The 23875-nt window shown below is 62.7% G+C and carries 22 protein-coding genes; 12 read left to right on the top strand and 10 right to left on the bottom strand.

The window, feature by feature from the left end; genetic code table 11:
- Positions 1-120: 120 nt before the first annotated feature.
- Positions 121-1794 (bottom strand): peptidoglycan-binding domain-containing protein, encoded by a 1674-nt coding sequence (locus VWZ85_RS15850; RefSeq protein ID WP_416589027.1) that lies wholly within the window; start codon positions 1792-1794, stop codon positions 121-123.
- 124 nt (positions 1795-1918) lie between these two features.
- Between VWZ85_RS15850 and lipB the strand changes: the two genes are divergently transcribed.
- Complete coding sequence (lipB, locus tag VWZ85_RS15845) at positions 1919-2590, top strand: lipoyl(octanoyl) transferase LipB (protein WP_416589024.1); 672 nt, start codon at positions 1919-1921, stop codon at positions 2588-2590.
- A gap of 29 nt (positions 2591-2619) precedes the next feature.
- Here lipB and VWZ85_RS15840 read toward each other — a convergent pair whose 3' ends face one another.
- Positions 2620-4533, bottom strand: coding sequence for an alpha/beta fold hydrolase (locus tag VWZ85_RS15840; RefSeq protein ID WP_416589021.1), 1914 nt, complete (start codon positions 4531-4533; stop codon positions 2620-2622).
- 451 nt (positions 4534-4984) lie between these two features.
- Positions 4985-5413 (bottom strand): HIT family protein, encoded by a 429-nt coding sequence (locus tag VWZ85_RS15835; protein ID WP_416535882.1) that lies wholly within the window; start codon positions 5411-5413, stop codon positions 4985-4987.
- Between the two features lie 326 nt (positions 5414-5739).
- Here VWZ85_RS15835 and VWZ85_RS15830 point away from each other — a divergent pair, with 326 nt between their 5' ends.
- The 3 genes from VWZ85_RS15830 to VWZ85_RS15820 all read left to right on the top strand — a co-directional run bounded on the left by VWZ85_RS15830 (position 5740) and on the right by VWZ85_RS15820 (position 9112).
- Positions 5740-7413, top strand: coding sequence for a cytochrome c oxidase subunit 1 (locus VWZ85_RS15830; RefSeq protein WP_340544700.1), 1674 nt, complete (start codon positions 5740-5742; stop codon positions 7411-7413).
- Positions 7414-7568: 155 nt separating this feature from the next.
- Positions 7569-8060 carry a DUF2244 domain-containing protein gene (locus tag VWZ85_RS15825; RefSeq protein ID WP_340544699.1) on the top strand — a complete coding sequence of 164 codons (492 nt, stop codon included), beginning with the start codon at positions 7569-7571 and terminating at the stop codon, positions 8058-8060.
- A gap of 230 nt (positions 8061-8290) precedes the next feature.
- Positions 8291-9112 carry a prephenate dehydrogenase/arogenate dehydrogenase family protein gene (locus tag VWZ85_RS15820; RefSeq protein WP_416589019.1) on the top strand — a complete coding sequence of 274 codons (822 nt, stop codon included), beginning with the start codon at positions 8291-8293 and terminating at the stop codon, positions 9110-9112.
- A gap of 27 nt (positions 9113-9139) precedes the next feature.
- Here VWZ85_RS15820 and VWZ85_RS15815 read toward each other — a convergent pair whose 3' ends face one another.
- On the bottom strand, positions 9140-9613 hold the full coding sequence (locus VWZ85_RS15815) for a GatB/YqeY domain-containing protein (protein WP_260087338.1): 474 nt from the start codon (positions 9611-9613) through the stop codon (positions 9140-9142).
- Positions 9614-9833: 220 nt separating this feature from the next.
- Here VWZ85_RS15815 and carA point away from each other — a divergent pair, with 220 nt between their 5' ends.
- Together carA and VWZ85_RS15805 are read left to right on the top strand one after the other, a co-directional pair.
- Positions 9834-10997: a glutamine-hydrolyzing carbamoyl-phosphate synthase small subunit gene (gene carA, locus VWZ85_RS15810; RefSeq protein ID WP_260087337.1), complete on the top strand. Its 1164-nt coding sequence runs from the start codon at positions 9834-9836 to the stop codon at positions 10995-10997.
- Between the two features lie 137 nt (positions 10998-11134).
- The gene (locus VWZ85_RS15805; RefSeq protein WP_416589017.1) at positions 11135-13087 is read left to right on the top strand and encodes a glycosyltransferase; all 1953 of its coding nucleotides are present in this window, start codon (positions 11135-11137) and stop codon (positions 13085-13087) included.
- Here VWZ85_RS15805 and VWZ85_RS15800 read toward each other — a convergent pair.
- Positions 13084-13737, bottom strand: a complete 654-nt coding sequence (locus tag VWZ85_RS15800) for a GntR family transcriptional regulator (RefSeq protein WP_340544695.1) — start codon at positions 13735-13737, stop codon at positions 13084-13086. The genes VWZ85_RS15805 and VWZ85_RS15800 overlap by 4 nt on opposite strands.
- A gap of 180 nt (positions 13738-13917) precedes the next feature.
- Between VWZ85_RS15800 and VWZ85_RS15795 the strand changes: the two genes are divergently transcribed.
- From VWZ85_RS15795 to VWZ85_RS15785, 3 genes are all read left to right on the top strand, one after another.
- Positions 13918-14559 (top strand): pyrimidine 5'-nucleotidase, encoded by a 642-nt coding sequence (locus VWZ85_RS15795; RefSeq protein ID WP_340544694.1) that lies wholly within the window; start codon positions 13918-13920, stop codon positions 14557-14559.
- 181 nt (positions 14560-14740) lie between these two features.
- Complete coding sequence (locus tag VWZ85_RS15790) at positions 14741-14983, top strand: hypothetical protein (RefSeq protein WP_416595504.1); 243 nt, start codon at positions 14741-14743, stop codon at positions 14981-14983.
- A 111-nt stretch (positions 14984-15094) separates the two neighbouring features.
- Complete coding sequence (locus tag VWZ85_RS15785; protein WP_340544692.1) at positions 15095-16291, top strand: UbiH/UbiF family hydroxylase; 1197 nt, start codon at positions 15095-15097, stop codon at positions 16289-16291.
- Between the two features lie 88 nt (positions 16292-16379).
- Here VWZ85_RS15785 and VWZ85_RS15780 read toward each other — a convergent pair whose 3' ends face one another.
- Positions 16380-16838 carry an Lrp/AsnC family transcriptional regulator gene (locus VWZ85_RS15780; protein WP_340544690.1) on the bottom strand — a complete coding sequence of 153 codons (459 nt, stop codon included), beginning with the start codon at positions 16836-16838 and terminating at the stop codon, positions 16380-16382.
- A complete protein-coding gene (locus VWZ85_RS15775) occupies positions 16835-17290 on the bottom strand; it encodes an Lrp/AsnC family transcriptional regulator (protein WP_416589013.1) in 456 nt (151 codons plus the stop codon). Before VWZ85_RS15775 ends, VWZ85_RS15780 begins: the two co-directional genes overlap by 4 nt.
- 132 nt (positions 17291-17422) lie before the next feature.
- Here VWZ85_RS15775 and ilvC point away from each other — a divergent pair, with 132 nt between their 5' ends.
- From ilvC to VWZ85_RS15760, 3 genes are all read left to right on the top strand, one after another.
- Positions 17423-18445 (top strand): ketol-acid reductoisomerase, encoded by a 1023-nt coding sequence (ilvC, locus tag VWZ85_RS15770; protein ID WP_340544688.1) that lies wholly within the window; start codon positions 17423-17425, stop codon positions 18443-18445.
- 89 nt (positions 18446-18534) lie between these two features.
- A complete protein-coding gene (locus tag VWZ85_RS15765) occupies positions 18535-19443 on the top strand; it encodes a DMT family transporter (RefSeq protein WP_416589011.1) in 909 nt (302 codons plus the stop codon).
- A gap of 93 nt (positions 19444-19536) precedes the next feature.
- On the top strand, positions 19537-20454 hold the full coding sequence (locus tag VWZ85_RS15760) for a DMT family transporter (protein WP_416589008.1): 918 nt from the start codon (positions 19537-19539) through the stop codon (positions 20452-20454).
- A 116-nt stretch (positions 20455-20570) separates the two neighbouring features.
- Here VWZ85_RS15760 and glmM read toward each other — a convergent pair whose 3' ends face one another.
- The 3 genes from glmM to VWZ85_RS15745 are packed head-to-tail and all read right to left on the bottom strand — an operon-like array spanning position 20571 to position 23851.
- The gene (gene glmM / locus VWZ85_RS15755; RefSeq protein WP_416535785.1) at positions 20571-21917 is read right to left on the bottom strand and encodes a phosphoglucosamine mutase; all 1347 of its coding nucleotides are present in this window, start codon (positions 21915-21917) and stop codon (positions 20571-20573) included.
- 21 nt (positions 21918-21938) lie between these two features.
- Positions 21939-22934 (bottom strand): dihydropteroate synthase, encoded by a 996-nt coding sequence (gene folP / locus VWZ85_RS15750; protein ID WP_416543181.1) that lies wholly within the window; start codon positions 22932-22934, stop codon positions 21939-21941.
- Positions 22931-23851, bottom strand: coding sequence for a dihydroneopterin aldolase (locus tag VWZ85_RS15745; protein ID WP_340544682.1), 921 nt, complete (start codon positions 23849-23851; stop codon positions 22931-22933). The genes folP and VWZ85_RS15745 overlap by 4 nt, the downstream gene beginning before the upstream one ends.
- Positions 23852-23875 lie beyond the last annotated feature (24 nt).

Here is a 23875-nt window from a genome sequence, read left to right as displayed (position 1 = left end):
GCGGGACGGTTGTGAAGATGCAAAATGATCATTTCTCAGGCTTTTCTGCTCGCCCGAAAAAGGAACGGGGGCGGATGATCATTCCGCCCCCGTTGACAGGTCTGATGGTGTGAAAACCGATCAGTCCGTTGAGAAACTCGGCAGCGCGGCTGCGGTGCTGGACGCCGGTACCGGTTGTGCCAATGCGCCGGTCAGGCCCGCAGCGGCGGCCTTGATCAGGGCGACTCGTTCCGGCTGTCCGGGTGCGAAGACCGGATCAACCCCGGCCTCCAGCGCGGAAACCGCTGTCTGATACCAGCCCTGTGCCTGCTCGGGCGATTTCGCAACGCCAAAGCCCTGCGCCAGGTGATGGCCGATCAGCTCGGCATAGGGACGCTGGCCGACACCAACCATGATGAGCGCCGCTCCTAGCGCCACCTCCATATTGTCACGGCGATACCCCGAGAACAGGCAGATTCCGGCGGTATTGGACAGCTGCTCGATCGACATGTTGGATTGCAGCACAAATTTCTGCACGTCGGAAATCAAGGCGTCACTGCCCGTGGTCGCCAGTTTGGCAAGATAGGGTTGAACAGCAGGCCCAAAGGCGTCGCACTGGCTGTCGACCTGTGCCTGGCTCACTCCCTGCACCTTGGCCACAAGCGCTTCGCCGGAATTGATCGCATAGGACCGGGTCAGGCAGAACTGCTCACCCAATGCTAGCTCCGGGTCGCGCAGATTGGCAACGGTCATATAGCCACCGTTGGAACTGGTGAGCAGGCTGACCTTGCTGCAATGGCTGGTGAGCGACGCGGTGCTTGCCGCCGGTGCCGGTTGCTGGAACAGCTGAATGCCGGCCAGCCCGCCTCCGGCAGGAGCGGGTGCGGGAGCAGGCGCCGGAGCGATGGCCTGCGGCGCGGAGGCCAGCACAGTTGCTCCCGGAGCGGGTGCGGGCGCAGGGGCCGGGGTTGGCACAGCCGCCTGAACCGTGCCCGACGTCGGCTCATCCGTCATCCGGCAGACGCCCTGATGACAGGCGAAGTTTGCCGTCGTGACGCCCCGCGCCATGAAGTCATTGCGCTGATAGCCCTGCGGCGTTGAGGCAAAGACCATGACGGAGCAATGCGACGCACCGCACCAGAAGGAGCTGCCGGACACCGAGGTGTCGATCATGTAGTCGTTCTTGCCATCGCCGTTCAGATCCGCCAGCTGCATGAAACCCGAACGTTGCAACAGCTGTTCGGCGCTGGGATCGGCGCTGGCCGCGATTTCATCCACGGCCTGGCTGACTTCAAACGGCAGGCCGCCGTAGCTGCCATAGCCGGCTGCACTCGCGCTGCGGGTGCCGGTCGCCTCATCCCGCCAGATCCGCAACAGCCCGCGGACGCCATTGGGGCCCTGCATCGCCTTGATCACCTGCGGGCCGCCAATCTGGGCGCGGCTGTAGGACGACACCAGGAAATCCCGTTCATATTGTGTCAGCTGCCCGGTCGCCGGGAAACCCATATGCCCCTGATACTGCGCCACGGCGCTGCGGGATTTGCGCCCCATCACGCCATCGGGGGAGCCGGCGGGAAAGCCGAAGTAATTCAGCGCCGTCTGCGTTTCACGGTTCTGCGCCCGCGCGGGCGAATAGGTCCGTTTGCGGGTCACCGGCTGTTTGCGCGCGCGGTTTTTATGCGCTTCATTGACGATCACGCCGCCGATGATACTGCCGACCAGCGCCGCGCCAAGATTGTCGGCAACCGCCGGAGCAGCCCCGGAGGTCGCCAGAATTGATGCTGCCAATGTAGTTTTAAGAGATTTTGAGAACATATTACGCGTCCCCCCCATTGATGAATACACGCAATCACGGTAGCGCACGACCCATCACGCAGGCCAGAAAATTCCGCGCATTGCTCTATAGTGGTTACAAAAGTCATAACAAAGGACACCGTCGATGGTTGAATGGATCACCACCTCCGGCCTGACCGGCTATGACGAGGCCGTCACCTTCATGGAGGAGCGTGCGGCGGGTATTGCCGCAGGAACCCACGAGGAATGTATCTGGCTGGTTGAACATCCCCCGCTCTATACGGCCGGCACCTCGGCGCGGCCCGACGATCTGACCGACCCCGACCGTTTCCCGGTCTACGCAAGCAAGCGCGGCGGACAATATACCTACCACGGACCCGGCCAGCGCGTGGTTTACGTCATGCTGGATGTCGCCAAACGGGGCCGCGATGTGCGCTGTTTCGTCCGCCAGCTGGAGCGCTGGGTGATCCTGGCGCTCGACCGGTTCAACGTGACCGGCCATATCCGCGACGGCCGTGTCGGCGTCTGGGTGGAGCGGGACGACAAACCCCTGCGGCCCAACGGAGAGAAGACCGAGGACAAGATCGCTGCAATCGGCATCCGCCTGCGCAAATGGGTGAGCTTTCACGGCATTTCGATCAACGTGGAGCCTGACCTCAGCCATTTTGACGGCATCGTCCCCTGCGGCATGACCGAATTCGGCGTTACCAGCCTCGTGGATCTGGGGTTGCCGGTCACGATGACGGATGTGGATGTGGCGCTGAAGCAATGTTTCGATGTCGCCTTTGCCACAACCGATACCTGTGCCCTCGACTAGGCGTCAGCCCCCGTTGCGGGACAGGCCGATCATGACGTCATGCGCTGACGCAGGTCGTCGATCGCTGCAAACACCAGCTCCGGCTGGGCATAGAGCAGCATGGTACCGGCGCGTTTGCTGACCCGGATCTGAAGGTTGGCGTGACCACTCCCCAGCGCGGCCTGCAGTTTGTCGACCGGCGTCACGGTATCTTCTCCGCCATGCAGATAGATGGTCGGCGCGGCCTTGGCACAATGGCGCATGTCGCGCGAGCGAACCGCCAACCGCAGATCAATTTCGTAGCCGCCGCGCCCCTGCTGCATCATCATCCTGTGGCTCTGGTCCAGAACCGCGCTCAACGCGGGGTCAGCCAGCAGTTGACGGTCCGCGCTTTCGCGGGCGATCTGGCGCGACACCAGGACCTGCGGCCCCTTTTGCCGCACGGACCGTGACCAGCTGCGCACCACAAGCGGCAGCACCGCGCTGGCATGGACCGCGCTCAGCGCCAGCGCGCGCTGATGCCCGCGCAGGGCCCTTGCATGTCCGATACTGGGCAATGGCAGTGTCGCGCCGATACAGACCACCCCGCCCAGCCGGTCACGCAGCCGGCGCCCGGCGGCGGCGGCAAACAGGCATCCGCTGCGATGCCCCAACAGGATGGGATTGACCAAACCCTCCGCGTCGATCAGCGCATCCAACTGGGTTACGAATAAATCAATCGGATCAGTCCCGCTCGGCAAACTGTCCGAGCCACCATAGCCGCAGCGCAAAGGTGCCAGACACCGCAGGCCACGCGCCCGCAACTGCGGTTGCAGCCGCTGGATCGCCGCAACCCCGTCAAAGATACCATGGACAAAGATCACCGGCTGGCCGCGCTCGGCGCCAAACTGCAAATATTGTGAAGTCAGCCCGGACGCCAGGCTCAGTACGCGTTGTGGGGGTGACGCGCGACCCGCAGCGATATCGTGATCGCGAGTCGTCTGCTGCATGAGGTAGGCAAGGAACCGCAGCATCTCAGGGCAGTTTGGCGCTGCAGTTTTGCTGAGCATCTGGCCCAGAAGGGCCAGTTCAGGCCCGCGTTCGGCACCGGTCCCGATGCGCAGCTCAATCCAGTCGGCCTCAATCAACAGATGACGCAGCAGCGACATTTCCTCCGGATCAAAGCCGAACCGCAATGCCACCTGATCTGCCGCCACATCCGACCAGCCGGTCGCAAGCTGTTCCACCAGAACCGCCGGTGCCGAGGGGTCCACGGCCCGTAATCGGCCGCGCCATGCAGCCATGTCAGACGGGCGCGCGCCAGAAACACCATCGACGGCGCCCAGCCTCTCCCCGCGGCCGCCCACCGCTTGGCACATCAGCAGCCGCCCCCCCTCGCCCCGCAGCAACGTAAGTGCAGGGCGCGGGCTATCCTCATCAAAAAGCGTGTGCCACAGCGGCAGCTTGGCATCCGCAACCCCGATGGCCTGAGCGATCCAGGGCGCGGTGATGCGCCCACGACTCGGCCAGTCATCACCTGCGGCCAGAATCTCCGCCTCGCGCGATACCAGCAGCCAGTTTCTCGCACCGCAGGGAAGCACTGCCTGAAGCTCTGGCCAGGATCCATGGTTCTGCGCCGCGATCAGGCGACTCCTGAGATAGATGGCGCGGTCAAAGTGACGTCCGATCAGCGCCGCCCCGGCAAGCTCGCCTTCAGGTGACAAATGCGCCGAAAGCCCCACCCCATCAGAAGAGCCCGCAGATCCCTGCCAGGAGCTGGCAACCGCCTTACCGGCGCCAACCGGCGTCGATCCTATCAGTGCGCTCTTGGCTTTCCCGGCGACACCATCATAGCCCGCACGGATCAGCCGGTCCCGCCAGGCGACCGCATTGGACGCGCCAAGAACAGAGCCGTAGACGGCCGCTGCCACTGTCTCGTCCGACAGCCCCCTTAGATCACCACTATCCTCTGCCGTCTTACCCACGGCCCCTCCTCAGCAACATACACCGGCCAAACGCCCGTCACTTTGCAAAACCATGGCGCATCTGCGCAGGTTGGTATGAACACAAGCAGCCCCGACCAATACGAGACTGCCGCAACTTTCATTTCCGGTTCCCCTTCGCCGGGCGTTGCAAAGACGCCACGGGCAGGCCAGGGACAGGCCGCCATAAACATGAAACCCACATCGCTCCGCCTGGACAGCTGCGCTGCCAAGCCCCCTCCCGATATCGGTTCAGTTCTCAGTTCTTCAGGCCCTATGGCCGAGACTGCCGGGACCCTAGGATAAACGGGTCACACATATCAATATAAATTTCATCCAAAGGTAGAATAACTGGTCCGCGACTTCGCGCCCGTGCATCGGCACAGCAGCACGAGCCGCGACAGGCCAGGACAGCCCGCCGGTAATCGCTTACTCTGAGAACATGCGGCCTCTATCAGGCGGCCGCGTCCACGGCCTTGCGCATTATCTCCGCATGTGCCTGCAAAACACCCGGATCGGCCATTATGCCCGGTGGTCGCACTGTATCGCCGTCGCGACGTGGCAACACGTGGAAATGCAGATGGAACACCTCCTGCCCACCCGCAGCCTCGTTGAACTGCTGGATGGTAATCCCTTGGGCGTCAAATGCCTGCATCGCGATCCGACCGATCTTCTGCACGGTCGCCATGACCGCAGCCAGCTGGGCCGGTGATGCGTCAAGGACATTCCGGCAGGGCGTCTTGGGGATCACCAGCATATGCCCGTCGGAGCGCGGCATGATATCCATGAACACCAGGGTGTCATTGTCTTCGTAGACTTTGTGCGCTGGCAGTTCTCCGAGCAGAATTTTTGCGAAGATATTGTTTGGATCGTACACCGCCACTATCTGCCCTCCGTAGCTATCAACGGGAACTTGCGCGGCTATCGCCCGCTGGTCAAGCACACAAGGACCGCCCGTTCGATAAAACACGGCTAAATCCTTCCCGGACGACCCAAGGCCGGGGGGCGCTTCGCCGTGACATACGCCGGACCACGGCGCCAAAGGATCAGAAAGGCAGCCCGAAAGGGCCTGCCCGCGACAATTATTCTTGATCCATATCAAACTCCGCCATTGAAGGCCTGTTGCCGGCGAACTAAAACGCAGGATGAGTCTAGGCCCGCCGGGGACGGTGTTTGTTGGCCTATCGTTATGCAACAGGAGGCACCTTAATGGCAGATGCAGCCATTCATGGTCACGGCCACGAAGACGAGCGCGGTTTTTTCACCCGCTGGTTCATGAGCACGAACCATAAGGATATCGGCATTCTCTACCTGATCGTTTCGGCGATCGTTGGTTTCATCTCCGTCGCGTTCACCGTTTACATGCGGCTTGAACTGATGGATCCCGGCGTTCAGTACATGTGCCTTGAAGGTGCACGTCTTTTTGCAGATGCGTCTGCGGCATGTACCCCCAATGGGCATCTGTGGAACGTTCTGATCACCGGCCACGGCATCCTGATGATGTTCTTCGTGGTTATTCCCGCGCTGTTCGGCGGGTTCGGCAACTACTTCATGCCGCTACAGATCGGCGCGCCGGACATGGCGTTCCCGCGGATGAACAACCTGTCGTTCTGGATGTATGTCGCGGGCACCTCGCTCGCGGTTGCCTCGGTCCTCGCACCGGGCGGCAACGACCAGGCCGGTTCCGGCGTCGGCTGGGTTCTCTACCCGCCGCTGTCCACCAACGAAGGCGGCTTCTCCATGGACCTGGCGATCTTCGCCGTTCACGTCTCTGGTGCGTCCTCGATCCTCGGTGCGATCAACATGATCACCACCTTCCTGAACATGCGTGCCCCCGGCATGACCCTGTTCAAGGTGCCGCTGTTCTCCTGGTCGATCTTCGTCACCTCCTGGCTGATCCTGCTGTCCCTGCCTGTTCTGGCCGGCGCGATCACAATGCTGCTGATGGACCGTAACTTTGGGTTCACCTTCTTTGATCCTGCCGGCGGCGGCGACCCGATCCTGTATCAGCACATCCTGTGGTTCTTCGGCCACCCGGAAGTGTACATCGTGATCCTGCCGGGCTTTGGCATCATCTCCCACGTGATCGCGACCTTCGCCCGCAAACCGGTCTTTGGCTACCTGCCGATGGTCTGGGCGATCATCGCGATTGGTGTTCTGGGCTTTGTCGTCTGGGCGCACCACATGTACACCGTCGGCATGTCGCTGAACCAGCAAGCCTACTTCATGCTGGCCACCATGGTGATCGCGGTTCCGACCGGGGTTAAGGTGTTCTCCTGGATCGCCACCATGTGGGGCGGCTCGATCGAGTTCAAAGCTCCGATGATGTTCGCCTTCGGCTTCCTGTTCCTGTTCACCGTCGGCGGTGTGACCGGCGTGGTGCTGTCGCAGGCGGCTGTCGACCGCGCCTATCACGACACCTACTACGTGGTTGCGCACTTCCATTACGTGATGTCGCTGGGTGCTGTCTTTGCGATCTTCTCCGGTGTGTACTTCTACTTCGGCAAGATGACCGGTCGTCAGTACTCCGAGCTGGGCGCCCAGATCCATTTCTGGATGTTCTTCATCGGCGCCAACCTGACCTTCTTCCCCCAGCACTTCCTGGGCCGTCAGGGCATGCCGCGTCGTTACATCGACTACCCGGAAGGCTTTGCGTACTGGAACAAGATCTCGTCCTATGGCGCGTTCCTGTCCTTTGCATCGTTCCTGCTGTTCTTTGGCGTTGTGATCTACTCGCTGCTGCGCGGTGCCCGCATCACCCAGAACAACTACTGGAACGAATATGCGGATACGCTGGAGTGGACCCTGCCCTCTCCGCCGCCGGAGCACACGTTCGAAATCCTGCCCAAGCAGGAAGACTGGGATCGCTCCCATTCGCACTAAGGTGTTGATGAACTGAATGACAGACAGGCCCCGGAGCACCCGCTTCGGGGCCTTCTTTGTGCCCGCAGCACCGACCCGGTTCCCCCCTTTGCAGCTGCGACGCATGGCCCTGTCGAGATGCTGGACAGGCCGCTGGCGGACGCTAAATTCACGCCATGCCGTATCAATGGATCACAGCCCGAACCGACAGCAATCAAGAGCTGCACCTCTGGCCGCATCAGTCGCTGCCGCCAGAGGGCTATGTCCGCTTTCTGGGGGTGCTTGCCGCGCTGATCACCATCCCGATGATCCCCCTTTTGGGCAGTGCGGCGCTCTGGGGGGTTCTGCCCTTTGTGACAGCGACGCTGTTTGCGGTGAAATGGGCGCTGGACCGCAGTCGCCGTGACCGGCATGTCCTGGAAGTGCTGACGCTGGACTCCACCGAAGCGCATCTGGAGCGCATCAACCCGACCGGACAGCGCCAGAACTGGCGTTGTAACCGCTATTGGACACAGGTCGAACTGCATGCCGATGACGGACCCGTGCCGAATTACGTCACCCTGCGCGGCAGTGGCCGAGAGGTCGAAATCGGCGCCTTCCTGTCCGAGGAGGAACGCAAGGCGCTCTATGAGGATCTGAAGACCGCGCTGCACCGGCACAGCCCGTGACACCCCGATGCCGGAGCGCCCCGCATAACTGCACCTTTGACTTTGGCCGGGGCGCCGCGTATCAGAGGCATATGTTCAATACGTCCGTATCCTTTTCGATCCAGTATTATCCGCTGTTTTCATAACGGCGGACGTATTCTCATTTCTTGATGTTCATCCCGCCGCGTTCCGGCGGACAGAGGCAGCATCTCACATCATCCCAACGGCAGCGCGGCACAGACCGGAGCCCGATGTCGATGTCGCTTTCCACCAGATTCCCCCGCGTTGGCCTGATTGGTTTTGGCGCCTTTGGCCAGCTGATCGCCCGTCACCTGTCGCCGCTGGTGCCGATCTGCGTGCATGATCCAGCCTCAGGCTGTGACCTGCCGCAACACCCGTCCCTGCGTTTCTGCCCGCTTGCCGAAACCGCCGCCTGCCCGCTGGTCATTCTTGCCGTCCCTGTCAGTGCGATGGAGCAGCTCTGCCACGAGATTGCACCGCTTCTCACCCCCGGCGCATTGGTGATGGATGTCGGCTCTGTCAAAATGGCGCCGGCGGAGGTGATGCTGCGGACCCTGCCGCCTGAGGTCCAGCTTCTGGGAAGCCATCCCTTGTTCGGCCCCCAAAGCGCCGCGCAGGGTCTCGCCGGTCAGAAAATCGCTCTCTGCCCCTTACGCGGCGGGCGCCCCTTGCGTCTGGCGGCGCTGCTGCGCCATGTCTTCGGGCTCGATGTCATCTGGACCACACCCGAGGCCCATGATCGCGAGCTGGCGACAGTACAGGGTCTGACCCATCTGATCGCCCAGGCGCTCAGTCAGGTTGCACCGGGTCCCCTGCGGATGACCACAGCCAGTTTCGAACTGATGCAACAGGCCAGCCGGATGGTCGCCGGAGATGCCCCAAACGTGCAGCAGGCGATCCTGCGCGACAATCCCTTTGCCGCTGAGGTGCGTGCCGCCTTCCTCCAATGCGCGGCCGACCTCGGCCAATCATCCACATACCAGCCCCGGGCAACCCCCGGGTGGGCAACCCAATGCCCAGCAAAAAGCCCGCCAAAGGTGGCGGGCTTCTGATCTGACAGCGATTGGCTCAGGTCAGCGTCAGCAGTCGCCGCTGTGGCAGAGCTGATCCTTCACCAGGGGGCCGACTTTGCCGAAATCCATCTGGCCGGTGTATTTGCCCTTCAGGGCGCCCATCACCTTGCCCATGTCACGGATCGACTGCGCACCAGTATCAGCAACCGCCGCCTTGACCGCCTCGGCGATTTCGTCGTCGCTCAGCTGTTTGGGGAGGAATTCCTCAATGATAGCGATCTCACCCAGCTCGCGTTCGGCCAGGTCCAGCCGTCCGCCTTCCTCGTAGGCGCGTGCGCTTTCGTTGCGCTGCTTGGTCATCTTGCCCAGAATGGCGAGGATCTCTGCATCGCCAATTCCGCCCCCTTCACCATCGACCCGGTCGGCAATTTCACGGTCCTTGATCGCGGCATTGATCAGACGCAAGGTTGCCAGTCGGGCAGCTGCGCGGTCCTTCATGGCCTGTTTCAGGGCCATATTGACCCGAGTTCGCGTATCCATTTATCTGTCCATTCCCACGGAGTCGGAAACCGGATCTTTACCTAAAGTGGTAGTCAAGTTCAAGTTGGGGCCAGACAAATGACGTTGGGGCACCCAAACACCGTTAGATGGTGCCGGCCTCGCCCCGCAAACAGGCCCAGATCGCAGCGACGGAGGCTTGACGGCTTGGCGCACACCCCTTAGATACCCGTGAATTTTGCCCATATTGGAGAGTCGCGCCATGGCCGATACCGTCCCACCCAAGCCCACCGCATGTTTGGCACTGGCTGATGGCACCATCTTTTATGGAAACGGCTTTGGTGCCACCGGCGAAACCGTGGCAGAGCTCTGCTTCAACACGGCCATGACCGGCTATCAGGAAATCATGACCGACCCCTCCTACGCGGGGCAGATCGTGACCTTCACCTTCCCTCACATCGGCAACACCGGCGTCACCCCCGAGGATGACGAAACCGCCGATCCCGTCGCCGCAGGCATGGTGGTGAAATGGGATCCGACACAATCCTCCAACTGGCGCGCCACCGAAGAGCTGAAAACCTGGCTCACCCGCACCGGACGTATCGCCATCGGCGGCGTTGACACCCGCCGCCTGACCCGTGCGATCCGCCAGCAGGGCGCCCCGCATGTGGCCCTGGCCCATGATCCCGACGGCAATTTCGACATCGAAGCACTGATCGCCAAGGCCCGCGAATGGTCGGGCCTTGAAGGGCGCGACCTGGCCAAGGACGTTACCTGCGCGCAAAGCTATCGCTGGGACGAAATGCGGTGGGCCTGGCCCGAGGGCTATACCCGTCAGGAAGACCCCAAGCACAAGGTTGTCGCCATCGACTACGGTGCCAAGCGCAATATCCTGCGCTGCCTCGCATCGGCGGGTTGTGACGTGACCGTCCTGCCGGCCTCTGCCACCGCTGATGAGGTGCTGGCCCATAACCCCGATGGTGTCTTCCTCTCCAATGGTCCCGGTGATCCCGCCGCCACTGGCGTTTATGCCGTGCCGATGATCCAGCAGATCCTCGACACCACGGATCTGCCGATGTTCGGGATCTGCCTCGGCCACCAGATGCTGGCACTGGCGCTTGGCGGCAAGACCGTCAAAATGAACCACGGCCACCACGGCGCCAACCACCCGGTGAAGGAAAACGCCACCGGCAAAGTTGAGATCACATCGATGAACCACGGGTTTGCCGTCGACGGGCAGAGCCTGCCTGACGGTGTCGAAGAGACGCATGTGTCGCTGTTCGACGGCTCCAACTGTGGCATTCGCATCTCCGATCGTCCGGTCTATTCGGTGCAGCACCACCCCGAAGCAAGCCCCGGCCCGCAGGACAGTTTCTACCTGTTCGAGCGCTTCGCCGAGGCTATGGCTGCGCGCAAATCTGCGTAAATTCAGCGGGGCTGAGATAAGCCTACGCAAAAAACACGGTTCCATGGCAAGCTTTTGCCATGGAAAACAAGGGCTTGATAAAGACGCCCCTGTAAAAACCTCTTGCTCGAATCCATGACCGCATAAACTGTGCTGTCATGGTTGAACACAACCTCAAATTCCTAGAGGCGGCACGACCCCTCATTCGGCGCGAACGCCAGACCTCCTTTGAACGGCGGCTGGTGGAAGATCACGCCGTCAGCAAGGATCACCTGATGCGGGCGCTGGTTCTGCGTCAGCATCAGCGCGCTCCGATTGATCAGATCCTTGTTTCCGAAGGGTGGGCCAGTCAGGAGCAGGTTCTGGATGCGCTGTCGTCCCAGCACGGGATGCCACGGGTTGATCTGGGCGGTCATCGCCCCCAGGCGCGTCTGCTCGCGCGCAAACCCGCCCGGTTCTGGCTGCGTCGCTGTGCGCTGCCATACATGCAACTGGGGCAGACTGTGATCGTCGCGATAGCGCATCCAGCCGCCTTTGCCGAGGTGCAGCGCGACCTTGCAGAAAGCTTTGGCGATGTGCGACCGGTGATCGCAAGCGAAGCGCAGATCACCGAACTGCTCAGCAGTCATTTCCGCGAGGATCTTGCCCGCGACGCCAGCGCCTCTGTACCGCTGCGCTATAGCTGCCGCACTTTGCGCCAGCCGAACTGGCTAGGCCTGCCGCTGCTGACGGGACTCGCCGGCCTTGGCCTGACCGCGACCCGGCCAAGGCTGGTTTTCACCCTACTCTGCGGGTTGGCGCTCTTTACGCTCTTGCTGTTCATTCTGCTGAAATGTGCAGGTTTCGTATCCCATTTGCAGGACCGGCGGCGGCGACGTCTGCACGAGAGCACGCAGCCTCTACCAAAGCAGCCGCCCAGCGCAGGCCCTCTACAGCTGGCGGCCACGGGACGGCGCCTGCCGCGCATGTCGATCCTTGTCCCGCTCTACAAAGAGGCCGAAATCGGCCGCGCCCTCCTGCGACGCCTGTGCAAACTCACCTACCCGCGCAGCCTGCTCGAAGTACTGCTGGTCCTCGAAGAAGACGACGAGGTCACCCGCAACGCCATCCATTGCGCCGATTTACCCGATTGGTTCCGCGTGATCGAAGTGCCCGCCCACGGCGGCCTGACCACCAAGCCACGGGCGATGAACTACGCGCTGAACTACTGCCGGGGGGAAATTATCGGTGTTTGGGATGCCGAAGATGCCCCGGATCCCGACCAGTTGGAAAAGGTCGCACGTGCCTTTGCGCAGGGCGATAACGATCTGGCCTGCCTGCAAGGCGCGCTCGACTACTACAACCCGGATCAGAACTGGATCTCGCGCTGCTTCACCCTCGAATACGCCAGCTGGTTCCGCATCGTACTGCCGGGCATCGCCCGCCTTGGGCTGGTGGTTCCGCTGGGTGGCACCACGCTGTTTATCCGCCGTGACATCCTGGAACAGCTGGGCGGCTGGGACGCCCATAACGTGACCGAGGATGCCGATCTTGGCGTCCGCCTCAGCCGCCTTGGCTATCGCACGGAAATGCTGCCCACCACCACCTATGAGGAGGCCAACTGCCGCGCATGGCCCTGGATCAAGCAACGCTCGCGCTGGCTGAAGGGGTTCATGGTCACCTATCTGGTGCATATGCGCCGCCCCGCTGTGCTGGCGCGGCAATTGGGCTGGCGCCAGTTCCTCGGCCTTCAGGCTTTCTTCCTCGGCACCGTTGGCCAGTTCCTGCTGGCGCCCTGCCTCTGGACCTTCTGGCTGATCACCCTCGGCCTTGGCCATCCCAGCGCCCCGCTGCTGCCCGCAGGCGCGCCCTATCTGGCCGCTGCCGCCCTGGTTTTCTTTGAACTCCTTGGCATCATCATCGCCGTTACAGCGGCCTTTGCCAGCGGTCGGCGATCGCTGGCGATTTGGGCGCCCGGCATGATGCTCTATTTTCCGATGGGTGTGATTGCCGTCTACAAGGCGCTCTACGAGCTGATTTTCAAACCGTTCTTCTGGGACAAGACCGCGCACGGCCAACCTGCGAAGGCTCGCAAGCCGCTCGCCCCGAGGCTCCCGACCGGTGGCACCTAGCCCTTGCTGCGATCGCCCGCGTCCTGTTTCAGCCGGGTCATGAAGGCGACAGAAATATGATCCTTCAGCGCCCGCCCCGCCGCCTCTTCATCGCGACGCTCGATCGCGTTCACGATGGTCTTATGTTCGGCCTGCGCAATCCGGCCCCGCCCCTCCGCCGCCAGCGAGGTGGTCGCCATCAGCGCCATCGTGCGGTGGACCAGGTTCAGCTGCTGCACCAGATACCGGTTATGTGACGCCAGATGGATCTGCTCGTGAAACCGGCGGTTGGCCTTCGCAAGCTCCGTCGGATTGTCCACAAAGGCATCGTCAGAGGCGACCATCTCCTGCAACACCCGGACCTCCTCCTCGGTAGCGTGCCGCGCCGCAAGGCTGGCCGCCAGCCCTTCCAGTTCGCGCCGCACCACATATAGCTCCGCCATCTGGTTGTGATCCAGCGAGGCAACAATCAGCGACCGGCCATCGCGCTCCAGCAGCGATTGGGTCTCCAGCCGCTGCAACGCCTCGCGGATGGGCGTGCGCGAGACACCGAACCGTTCGGCAAGGTCGCTCTCGACCAGACGGTCTCCGGGCCGGTAAACCCCGACATCGATGGCTTCAAGGATCAGCGCGTAAGCGTCGGTCTGGCTGGTGCTGCGGGTCAGGTTCATGTCGATCCTTGGGTTGTTGACCCCCGATGTCTACAGGTCCGGCCGCCGTGCAATCAACCCCGCCCCGACCACGCAGTTAAAATCAGCCCCTCGGATCGACCCGAAGACGCCACGGCGATGTAGTGCACCGGCGCATGGCGACAGTTGCAATCATGCGGCGGGCGACCTAGGTCACAGGCCATGGTATCGCAATCTTTTTCTCACGTCCGCCACTGGGTGTTCGATCTCGACAACACCCTCTATCACCCCTCCGCCCGGCTGTTCGATCAGATCGAGGTCAAGATGACGGACTACGTCATGACCGCGCTTGGCGTCGACCAGCAGATGGCCAATAAGCTGCGAGATGACTACTGGCGCGAACATGGCACCACCCTTGCCGGGCTGATGGCCCATCACGATCTGGACCCGGACCCGTTCCTGATCGAGGTCCACGACATCAATTTCGATCATCTGGAGCCGGACAGCCTGCTGGCCGAACGGATCCGGGATCTGCCGGGCAAGCGGATCATCTATACCAATGGCACCGCCCCCTATGCCGAGCGGGTGCTGGCGGCGCGGGGTCTTGAGGGCTGCTTTGACGAGATCTACGGGGTCGAACATGCCAATTACCGCCCCAAACCCGAACGTCAGGCCTTTGACATCATCTTTGCCAAGGCAAAGATCGACCCGACAAAAGCTGCGATGTTTGAGGACGATCCGCGCAATCTGCAGGCGCCGCATGATCTGGGGATGCGTACGGTGCATGTGGCACCAACCGCGGCGACCGGCGCGCATATTCACCACCACACGGATGATCTGACCGGGTTTCTCGGGCTGCTGTAGCCGCCTGCGGACAGCGTAAGGTGGCCCCGGCCTGCGCATCCTGTCGCACCCCCGTGGCGCGCCGCCGCACCCGACTTTTTCCGGGACTGATAACCTCTATATGGCAGGTATCTTTTCCGCGCAGGCCCGGCCCTTCCGCCATCAGGCTGCGCACTCCGCCACAGCCAAGGATGCCCGCCCGATGAATGACCTGACGTTCGACCACAGCCAGCACCACGCCACTGTGACCGCAGCCCCGGCCGCGGCTCCCGTGCCTGCCGACAGCCATAACAGTGGCGCCACAAAGGCGCTTCTGGCTATCCTCCTTTATGTTCTGCTCTGGGGCCTCGCTGTTGCGATCTGGGGCCTGCCCGCGCTGTTCCTCCCTGCGGTCGCCAAGACCGGCATCATGTTTGTCGTCTTGGTGATGATCACCCGTGGCTAGGGGCGCGGCGCCAATTGAACCCCGAAAAAGGCCCGGCATAAGGACAGTATGTCGCTTGTCATTCCAGCTGCCAGCGGCCTATCTCAGGACCAGTGATGAAAGGCAGGTCTGATGACTGACAGCTGTGACATTCTGATTTCGGGTGGCGGTATCGCCGGGCTCACCGCCGCCGCAACCTTTGGCGCCGCCGGGTTCCGGGTGATCTGCGTCGACCCGACCGCGCCCGTAACACTGCGCGACGAGGCCGGTGCCGATCTGCGAACCACCGCAATACTGCAACCGGCAAAGGCGCTGTTGCAGGACGCCGGGATCTGGACCCGGCTCGACGCCCACGCCGCGCCGCTGGACATCATGCGGATCATCGACGCTGGCGGGGCAGAGCCGGTGGCCCGTGTCACCAAGGATTTCAAATCCGCCGATATCTCCGATCAGCCATTTGGCTGGAACCTGCCCAACTGGCTCCTGCGCCGGGAACTTTTGGCACGTCTGGACGATCTGGAGACGGTGGATTTCCGTGCGGGTCTGGGCACCACCGGCCTGTTCACGCGCACGGACTCCGCCCAGGTCACCCTGAGCGATGGCACCCGGGTCACGGCCCGTCTTGTGCTCGCCTGTGACGGGCGCGACAGCCCGATGCGGCGGGCAGCGGGCATCCCTGTGCGGACCACCCGTTACGGACAGAAGGCGCTGGCCTTCGCCGTGACCCACGACCTGCCCCATCAGAATGTCTCGACCGAAATTCACCGCTCCGGCGGCCCCTTCACTCTGGTGCCGCTGCCCGATCACGACGGTCGACCCTCCTCCGCGATTGTCTGGATGGAACGCGGCCCAAGAGCCGAGGCATTGCAGCGGATGGATCAGGCCCCGTTCGAAATCGAGATGAACCGGCGCAGCTGCGGTGTGCTGGGAGAGCTGCGGCTGGCCTCACGCCGCAGCATCTGGCCGATCATCAGCCAGTCTGCCGCCCGCATGTCGGGCGAACGCCTTGCCCTGATGGCCGAAGCCGCCCATGTGGTGCCACCAATCGGCGCCCAGGGCCTGAATATGTCGCTGGGAGATCTGCGGGTGCTGCTGGATCTGGCACAGACCCGGCCCGAGGCCCTAGGCGACGCCAGGATGCTCGAGAGCTATCACAAGGCCCGCCATGGCGACATTCTGATGCGGGTGAAGGGGATCGACCTATTGAACCGGACCTCGATGCTGTCGCCTCGCCCGCTGCGCGATTTGCGCGCGTTTGGTCTGAATGCGCTCTATTCCATGGCCCCCGTACGCAAGACCCTGATGCAGATGGGGCTTGGGGTAAAATAGGGATCCGGCCCCCTGCGGGGACCGGTGCCTTCGGCGAGAGTATTTGGGGAAAGATGACAGGGCTGTCGCATCCGGGCGACGGCGGCGTCTAGCCGAGCGGGCCGGGCCGACGCTCTTCGCTCAAGAGCACATTGGCATCCACATTGCCCACCCCCGGCAGGGTCATGATCCGGCGCCGCAGCACGCGTTCAAAATCAGCAATGTCGCGCGCCGTCACCCGCAGGCGATAGTCATACATGCCCAGCACATGTTCGACCGTCTGCACCTCCGGGATGGCAGTCACCGCACGTTCGAAATCCTCAAGCGAGACGCGCCCCTTGGTGGCCAGTTTGAGCCCCAGAAAGACCGTCACACCAAAGCCCAGCTTGCCGGCATCAAGATCCAGCTTGCGGCCCCGGATGATCCCCGTCTCCTGCAGGCGGCGGATGCGGCGCCAGGTTGCGGGCTGGCTCAGCCCCAGTTCGCGCCCCAAGGCGCCGGCCGATTGCGTGGCATCCCGTCCCAATGCGCGCAGCAGCGCGTGGTCGATGTCATCCAGCGCCATCATATCGGCAGTGCCTCGTCCGATTTGATGCGTGCCACATGCATCAGCGCCTCGATGTCGGTGATATGCGGCAGGATCAGGATCTGGCTGCGGTAAATCCCCTGATAATGTGCCATGTCCCGCGCAATCACCGAGAGCCGTACATCGACCTGGCCGAGGAAGGTCTGGATTTCCAGCACCTCCGGGATCTCACGCGCGGCGGGGATGAATTCATCAAAGGCGCGGGGATTGGTCTTGTCCAGCGTGATCCGCAGCGAAACCTCCACCTCATAGCCAAGCGCACGCCAGTCGATCACCGCCCGCTGCCCAAGGACCACGCCGGTCTCGCGCAGCTTCTCCAGCCGCCGCGACAGGCGTGAGGCGGTGAGGCCAAGGCGATCCCCCAGATCAGGCAGCGATTGTTCTGGGTCCGCCTGAAGATGGCGAAGTATGCGTCGGTCCAAGTCATCAAGCATGATTTTCATCATAATTGCATAGAACACGAATGACCATTGCAATAATTTGCAGATTTTCGCGCCAGATACGCCTCTCCTTTATTGAAAACATGCCTATGCTGCATCCAAACACGAACCAAAAGGACGATGATCATGCGTGTATACTATGACCGCGATTGCGACGTTAACCTGATCAAGGACAAGAAAGTGGCCATCCTGGGCTATGGCTCTCAGGGCCACGCCCACGCGCTGAACCTGCGCGACAGCGGCGCCAAGAACCTTGTCGTCGCCCTGCGCGAAGGCTCCCCTTCCGCGAAGAAAGCCGAAGGCGAAGGCCTGCAGGTGATGGGTATCGCAGAAGCGGCGGCCTGGTGTGACGTGATCATGTTCACCATGCCCGACGAACTGCAGGCAGAAACCTACAAGAAATACGTCCACGACAACATCCGTCCGGGTGCCGCGATCGCGTTTGCCCACGGCCTGAACGTGCACTTCGGCCTGATCGAGCCGAAAGAAGGCGTCGACGTCATCATGATGGCCCCCAAAGGCCCCGGCCACACCGTGCGCGGTGAATACACCAAAGGCGGCGGCGTGCCCTGCCTGGTGGCTGTTGACACCGACGCCACCGGCAAAGCGCTGGAAATCGGCCTGTCCTATTGCTCCGCCATTGGTGGCGGCCGCTCCGGCATCATCGAGACCAACTTCCGCGAAGAATGCGAAACCGACCTGTTCGGCGAGCAGGCGGTTCTCTGCGGCGGCATCGTCGAGCTGATCCGTTGCGGGTTCGAAACTCTGGTCGAAGCCGGTTACGCACCTGAGATGGCCTATTTCGAGTGCCTGCACGAAACCAAGCTGATCGTTGACCTGATCTATGAAGGCGGCATTGCCAACATGGATTACTCGATCTCCAACACCGCGGAATACGGCCAGTATGTCACCGGCCCGCGCATCCTGCCCTACGAGCAGACCAAAAAAGCCATGAAGGACGTGCTGACAGACATCCAGCAGGGCAAATTCGTGCGCGACTTCATGCTGGAAAACGCTGTGGGCCAGCCCACCATCAAAGCGTCGCGTCGTGCCAACGACGAGCACCAGATCGAAGTGGTCGGCGGCAAGCTGCGCGACATGATGCCTTGGATTTCCGCAGGCAAGATGGTCGACAAAGAGAAGAACTAAGGCGCCCGCGAGACTGCTCGCACACCCTAGCTCTCCGGGGCGCTCCTGTTTGGGGCGCCCTTTTTCATTTATTTCACTGAGGTGATCCGATGCCAGACTCCCCCGGTGCCGCCAATTGGGCCAAGCTGTTGTTCCTAGGTGTGATCTGGGGCGCCTCCTTCATGGCGGTGTCACTGGCGCTCAGGGGCTTTGCGCCGCTGACCATTGCCGCGCTCAGGATCTCCATCGGTGCCGCCTGTCTGCTGGCGGCTGTCTACGCCATGGGAATCGGCCTGCCCACCCTGCGCAACCGCGACGGCCGCATCATCTGGACCTGCGCGGCTGGCATGGGGCTCTTTACCAATGCGCTGCCCTTCACCCTGCTTAGCTGGGGGCAGACTTTTGTGGCCAGCGGCTTTGCCGGGGTCTGCATGGCGGTGGTACCGCTGTTTGTGCTGCCGCTGGCGCATTTTCTGGTGCCGGGCGAGCATATGACCCTGCGCCGCAGCATCAGCTTCCTGATCGGCTTTGCCGGCGTGGTGCTGCTGATCGGGCTCGACGCCCTCCGCTCTGCCGGAACGGATTTTGAATCGCTGGCCCGCCTCGCCTGCCTTGGGGCCTCGCTCTGTTATGCCATCGGTGCGATCATCACCCGGCTCTGCCCACAGGTGAATATGCTCTCGCTCTCGGCAGCAACCCTCCTGTGCGGAGCCACAATGATGGTGCCGGCCGCGCTTTGGGTCGAAGGGCTGCCAGAGCTGCCCGCCCCCCTGCCACTGGGCGCCGTGATCTACCTCGGCCTCTTGCCCACCGCGCTCGCCCAAGTGCTGCTGGTGCAGGTCGCCCGCAGCGCAGGCCCGGCATTCCTGTCCACCGTGAACTATCAGGTGCCGGTCTGGTCGGTGATCTTTGGTGCGGCGCTGCTGGGGGAAACCCTGCCACCGCAGCTGTTTGCCGCGCTGGCGCTGATCCTCGGCGGCCTCCTCCTCAGCCGCAGCCGCCGCCCGCGCATGGCCTGAACCGCAAATCGTTCGATAGCGGGCAAAGCAATTGCGATTGACCCGGCCACTCCGTCGGGGTCTTGTCGCGCGACACCACAAAGGGAGATCGCGATGCCCGATATCGCTCCGCGCTACTGGCTGATGATCGCCACCCTGGGCTTTGTCTGGGGTGGGACATTCCTGCTGATCAAGCTGGCCCTGACGGGCACGACGCCGTTCTGGCTCGCGGCCAGCCGCATCGGGTTTGCAGCTTTGCTGCTGACCGCGATCTGGGGTCTGCGCGGGTTCAGGCTGTTCAAGGATGAGACCAACTGGCCATCGCTGGTGATCATCGGCGCCCTCAGCACCGCGCTGCCCTTCATGCTGATTTCATGGGGCCAGCAGCATGTCTCCTCTGGATTTACCGGCGTCAGCATGGCGGCGATTCCGCTGATGGTGCTGCCCTTGGCGCATGTCTTTGTGCCGGGAGAGCAGATGACCCTGCGCCGCCTGATCGGGTTTTCCATCGGCTTTGTCGGGGTCGCGGTCCTAATCGGCAGCAAGGCGTTTCAGAGCACCGGCGCCGCATTGGAGGGCTATGGCCGGGCCGCCTGCCTGTCCGCCGCCGCCTGCTATTCGGTCAGCTCCATCCTGACCCGGCGCCTGCCGCCAGTGGATCCGCTGGGGCTGGCCGCCATCCTGCTCATCATCGGTTCTGCCGTGACCCTGCCTGCGGCCTGGCTGCTGGAGGGACCACCGGTGATCCCGGACATGCAAACCCTGGGCATTGCAGCGGTTCTGGGCCTGATCCCCACCGCCGCTGCCAATCTGCTGCGGGTCATTGTCGTTCGTGAAGCAGGCCCCACCTTCATGACACTGACCAACTATCAGGTTCCGGTCTGGGCGGTGGTTCTGGGGGCCATATTTCTGGGCGAGGAACTTCCGCCCTCCATGCTGCTGGCGATGGCCCTGATCCTCGGCGGTCTGGGCATCAGCCAGTTCGGTGCGTTGCGGCGATTGTTTGGCTCCCCGCGCAAGCTGCGGCCCTGAGACAAGGCAAAACCCGTCACGGGTAGCGGGTAGCGGGTCCATCTCAGCTGTCCATCGGCCTGTCACAAGCCCTGTAATGTCACAAGCCCTGTCACAGGGCATGTCCGACGACCGGACTATTCAGCCACAGCCGCCTCAACCGCAGCAACCACGCTATTCACCGCCTCTCTCAGCACGGCAGCATCTTCGCATTCGGCCATGACCCTAACCAGCGGTTCGGTGCCTGACTTGCGGATCAGCAGACGTCCCTGCCCCGCAAGAGAGGCTTCGGCGCTCTGGATCGCGCTCTGCACCTGATCTGTTTCCAGCGGTGTCTGCCCGGCGGCAAATCGGACATTCTTCAGCAGCTGCGGCACCGGGGTGAACTGCTGCGCCAGCTGCGATGCCGGGCTGTCGGAGCGGATCATCTCCGCAAGAAAATGCAGCCCTGCCATCAGCCCGTCCCCGGTGGTCGCGTAATCCGACATGACAATATGGCCGGACTGCTCGCCGCCGAGGTTGAAGCCGCCTTCGCGCATCCGTTCCACGACATAGCGATCACCAACTGCCGTCCGCTCAAGCCCGATCCCGCGCGCGTCGAGGTGCCGCTCAAGCCCCAGATTGGACATCACCGTCGCCACCAGAGCCTTGCCGGACAGAAGGTCATCCTCGGCCCAGCGGGTCGCCAGCAGCGCCATCAGCTGATCGCCATCCGCCACTTTTCCGGTCTCGTCGATCAGGATCACCCGGTCGGCATCCCCGTCAAGACAGATCCCCACATGGGCGCCATGGGCCACAACGGTCTCCGCCGCGGTCCCCGGATGAGTAGAGCCACAATCGCGGTTGATATTGGTGCCATCGGGTGAAACACCCACCGGTATCACATCGGCGCCCAGCTCCCACAGGATTTCCGGCGCAGCCCGGTGGGCAGCCCCATTGGCGCAATCAATCACCACCTTCAGCCCGTCCAGCCGGATATCGCGGGGCAGCGAGCTTTTGACCCGCTCACCGTAGCGGAACCGTGCGTCATCAATCCGTTTCGCACGCCCGATATTCTGCGCCTGCGCGGGTTCGACACCGGCCTCGATCAGAGCTTCCAGTTCCATTTCGACGGTATCGGACAGTTTGAAACCATCCGGTCCAAAGAACTTGATCCCATTATCCGCCGCCGGATTGTGGCTGGCCGAGATCATCACGCCAAGATCGGCGCGCATCGAGCGCGTCATCAGCCCCACTGCCGGTGTCGGCACCGGGCCAAGCAGCAGCACATTCATACCGGTCGACGTCAGCCCCGCGGTCAGCGCGCTTTCGAACATGTAGCCCGACAGGCGGGTGTCCTTGCCAATCACCACACGGTGCACCCCGGAGGCGTCGCGGCGGAAATACCGGCCGACAGCCGCGCCAATGCGCAGCGCCATGTCCGCTGTCATAGGATGGATATTGGCCGTGCCACGCACGCCATCCGTGCCAAAAAACTTGCGCATATCAGCCCTTTCGGTCGGGTCTTATCGGACGGCCTGCCACAGGCGAACCGCCTGCGCCGTCTCGGCAACATCATGCACCCGCAGGAATTGCACGCCTTGGGCCAGGGCTGCAAGCCCTACCGCGATAGAGCCCGGCGCGCGGGCGGCAGCATCCGGCTCATGGCCCAGCTTGCCGATAAAGCCCTTGCGCGACACCCCCAGCAGGATTGGACACCCCAACCCATGGAACAGGCTGAGATTGCGCAACAGGGTCAGATTGTGGTCCAGCGTCTTGCCAAACCCGATGCCCGGATCAACCACGATCTGCTCGCGCACCACCCCGATATCTTCCAGCCGGTCGATCTGCCCCTTCAGGAAATCATAGACATCCAGCAGGACGTTCTCATAGGTCGGATCTTCCTGCATCGTCGCCGGGTCGCCCTGGGCGTGCATGATACAAGCAGGAACCCCGGCCTGCGCAGTCAAGGGTGCCAGAGCCGGATCAAAGGTAAATCCCGACACGTCGTTGGTCAGGCTCGCTCCGGCATCCAGCGCCTCGGCCAGAACGACCGCCTTGCGCGTATCAATGGAGATCGGCACCTGCGAACGGGCGCGGATCGCTTCAATCACCGGAGCGGTGCGGCGGATCTCCTCATCTTCGGGGACCAGCGCGGCACCGGGGCGGGTGGATTCTCCGCCAACGTCGATGATGCTTGCCCCATCGGCAACCATCTGCAAAGCCGCCGCGCAGGCGGCGCTGACCTCATCATGCTGCCCGCCATCCGAGAAACTGTCAGGGGTCACATTCAGGATGCCCATGATCTGCGGCTGCGTCATATCCAGCCCGGCAATCGTTGCCCGCCGCGCCGTCAGCCGGTGGCGCACATCCTCGGGCAACAGACCGGCAGGCATCAGCCGCGGTGGCGCGCCGCGCTCCAGCACTTCCACCTGGGTAAACCAGAGCCCGCCACTGATCAGCGACAACGCCCCCTCGGGGCGATTGTCCCCGTGTTGTACCAGCGGTCGGTAATAACTCACAGTTGGGTCTGCTCCACATCCACGGCGCGCAGCGGCACCCCCGGATTGCCAGGCAGTGCGGCGCCAATCACGATCATCTCGCCGGCCTCGAATGTGGCGGCGAACCAGGCAGCCAGCGCCACCGCGTCAGAGGGCGCCGCCGAAGGGCCATCTACCGCATCCAAAACGATTTTTGACGGAGCCCAGACGCAAATCTGCCCGTTTTTCATGGCCCAGTCCAGCTCCGTTCGCGTCGAAACGACGACACAGCGATCATCCTTTGCCGCGAGCCGCCAGGCGTTCTGTTCAATTGCCAGCAGATCAATCCGGCGCTGGGTCCATTTGTGACCGGTCTGCGGCGTGGCCAGCTCATGCGCCCCAACACAGAGGATCAACGGACGCTTGCGACACTGCATCTGGTCGATCCAGCCGGTCAGGTGGTCACTGTCGATGGCGCGGTTGGACAAATACATCAGCCGCGGATGCGGGCGCTCTTCACTGTCGACACCGGTCGCGACCTGATTGCGGGCGCGCACGATTTCCACACCCAGCGCCCCCGGCCCGCGATCCAGTTTCTCAATCCGCACAAAGGCCCGCACGGCCTGCGGTTCCAGCAGGATCCGCTCGGCCACGCGCTCCGCCAGGGTTTCCAGCAGGTTCAGACGTTCTTCGGACAGCTCACGCGCAATCGCCTCTGTCACCCGGTCATACGACAGGATGCGGTCGACATCATCATCCAGATCCGCAGGCAGCGGCGCAACTTCGACAACCACATTGAAGCAGATGCGCTGGGTGGTTCCGCGTTCTGCCTGAAAGGCGCCGATTTCCACCTCGACGATGTGATCCCTGAGCGAAATCCGATCCAGCGGTCCGCGCGCTGCAGTGGCCTCCGACCGTTCGGAAGGATGCGCAAATGCGAGACGAATTTCTGAAGACATGACGGTCGAGCCCCTGAACTGGCT

The sequence above is a fragment of the Phaeobacter sp. JH20_29 genome, from assembly GCF_048056175.1.
GTDB lineage: Bacteria > Pseudomonadota > Alphaproteobacteria > Rhodobacterales > Rhodobacteraceae > Phaeobacter > Phaeobacter bryozoorum.
This window is presented reverse-complemented; position numbering and strand designations above follow the sequence as displayed.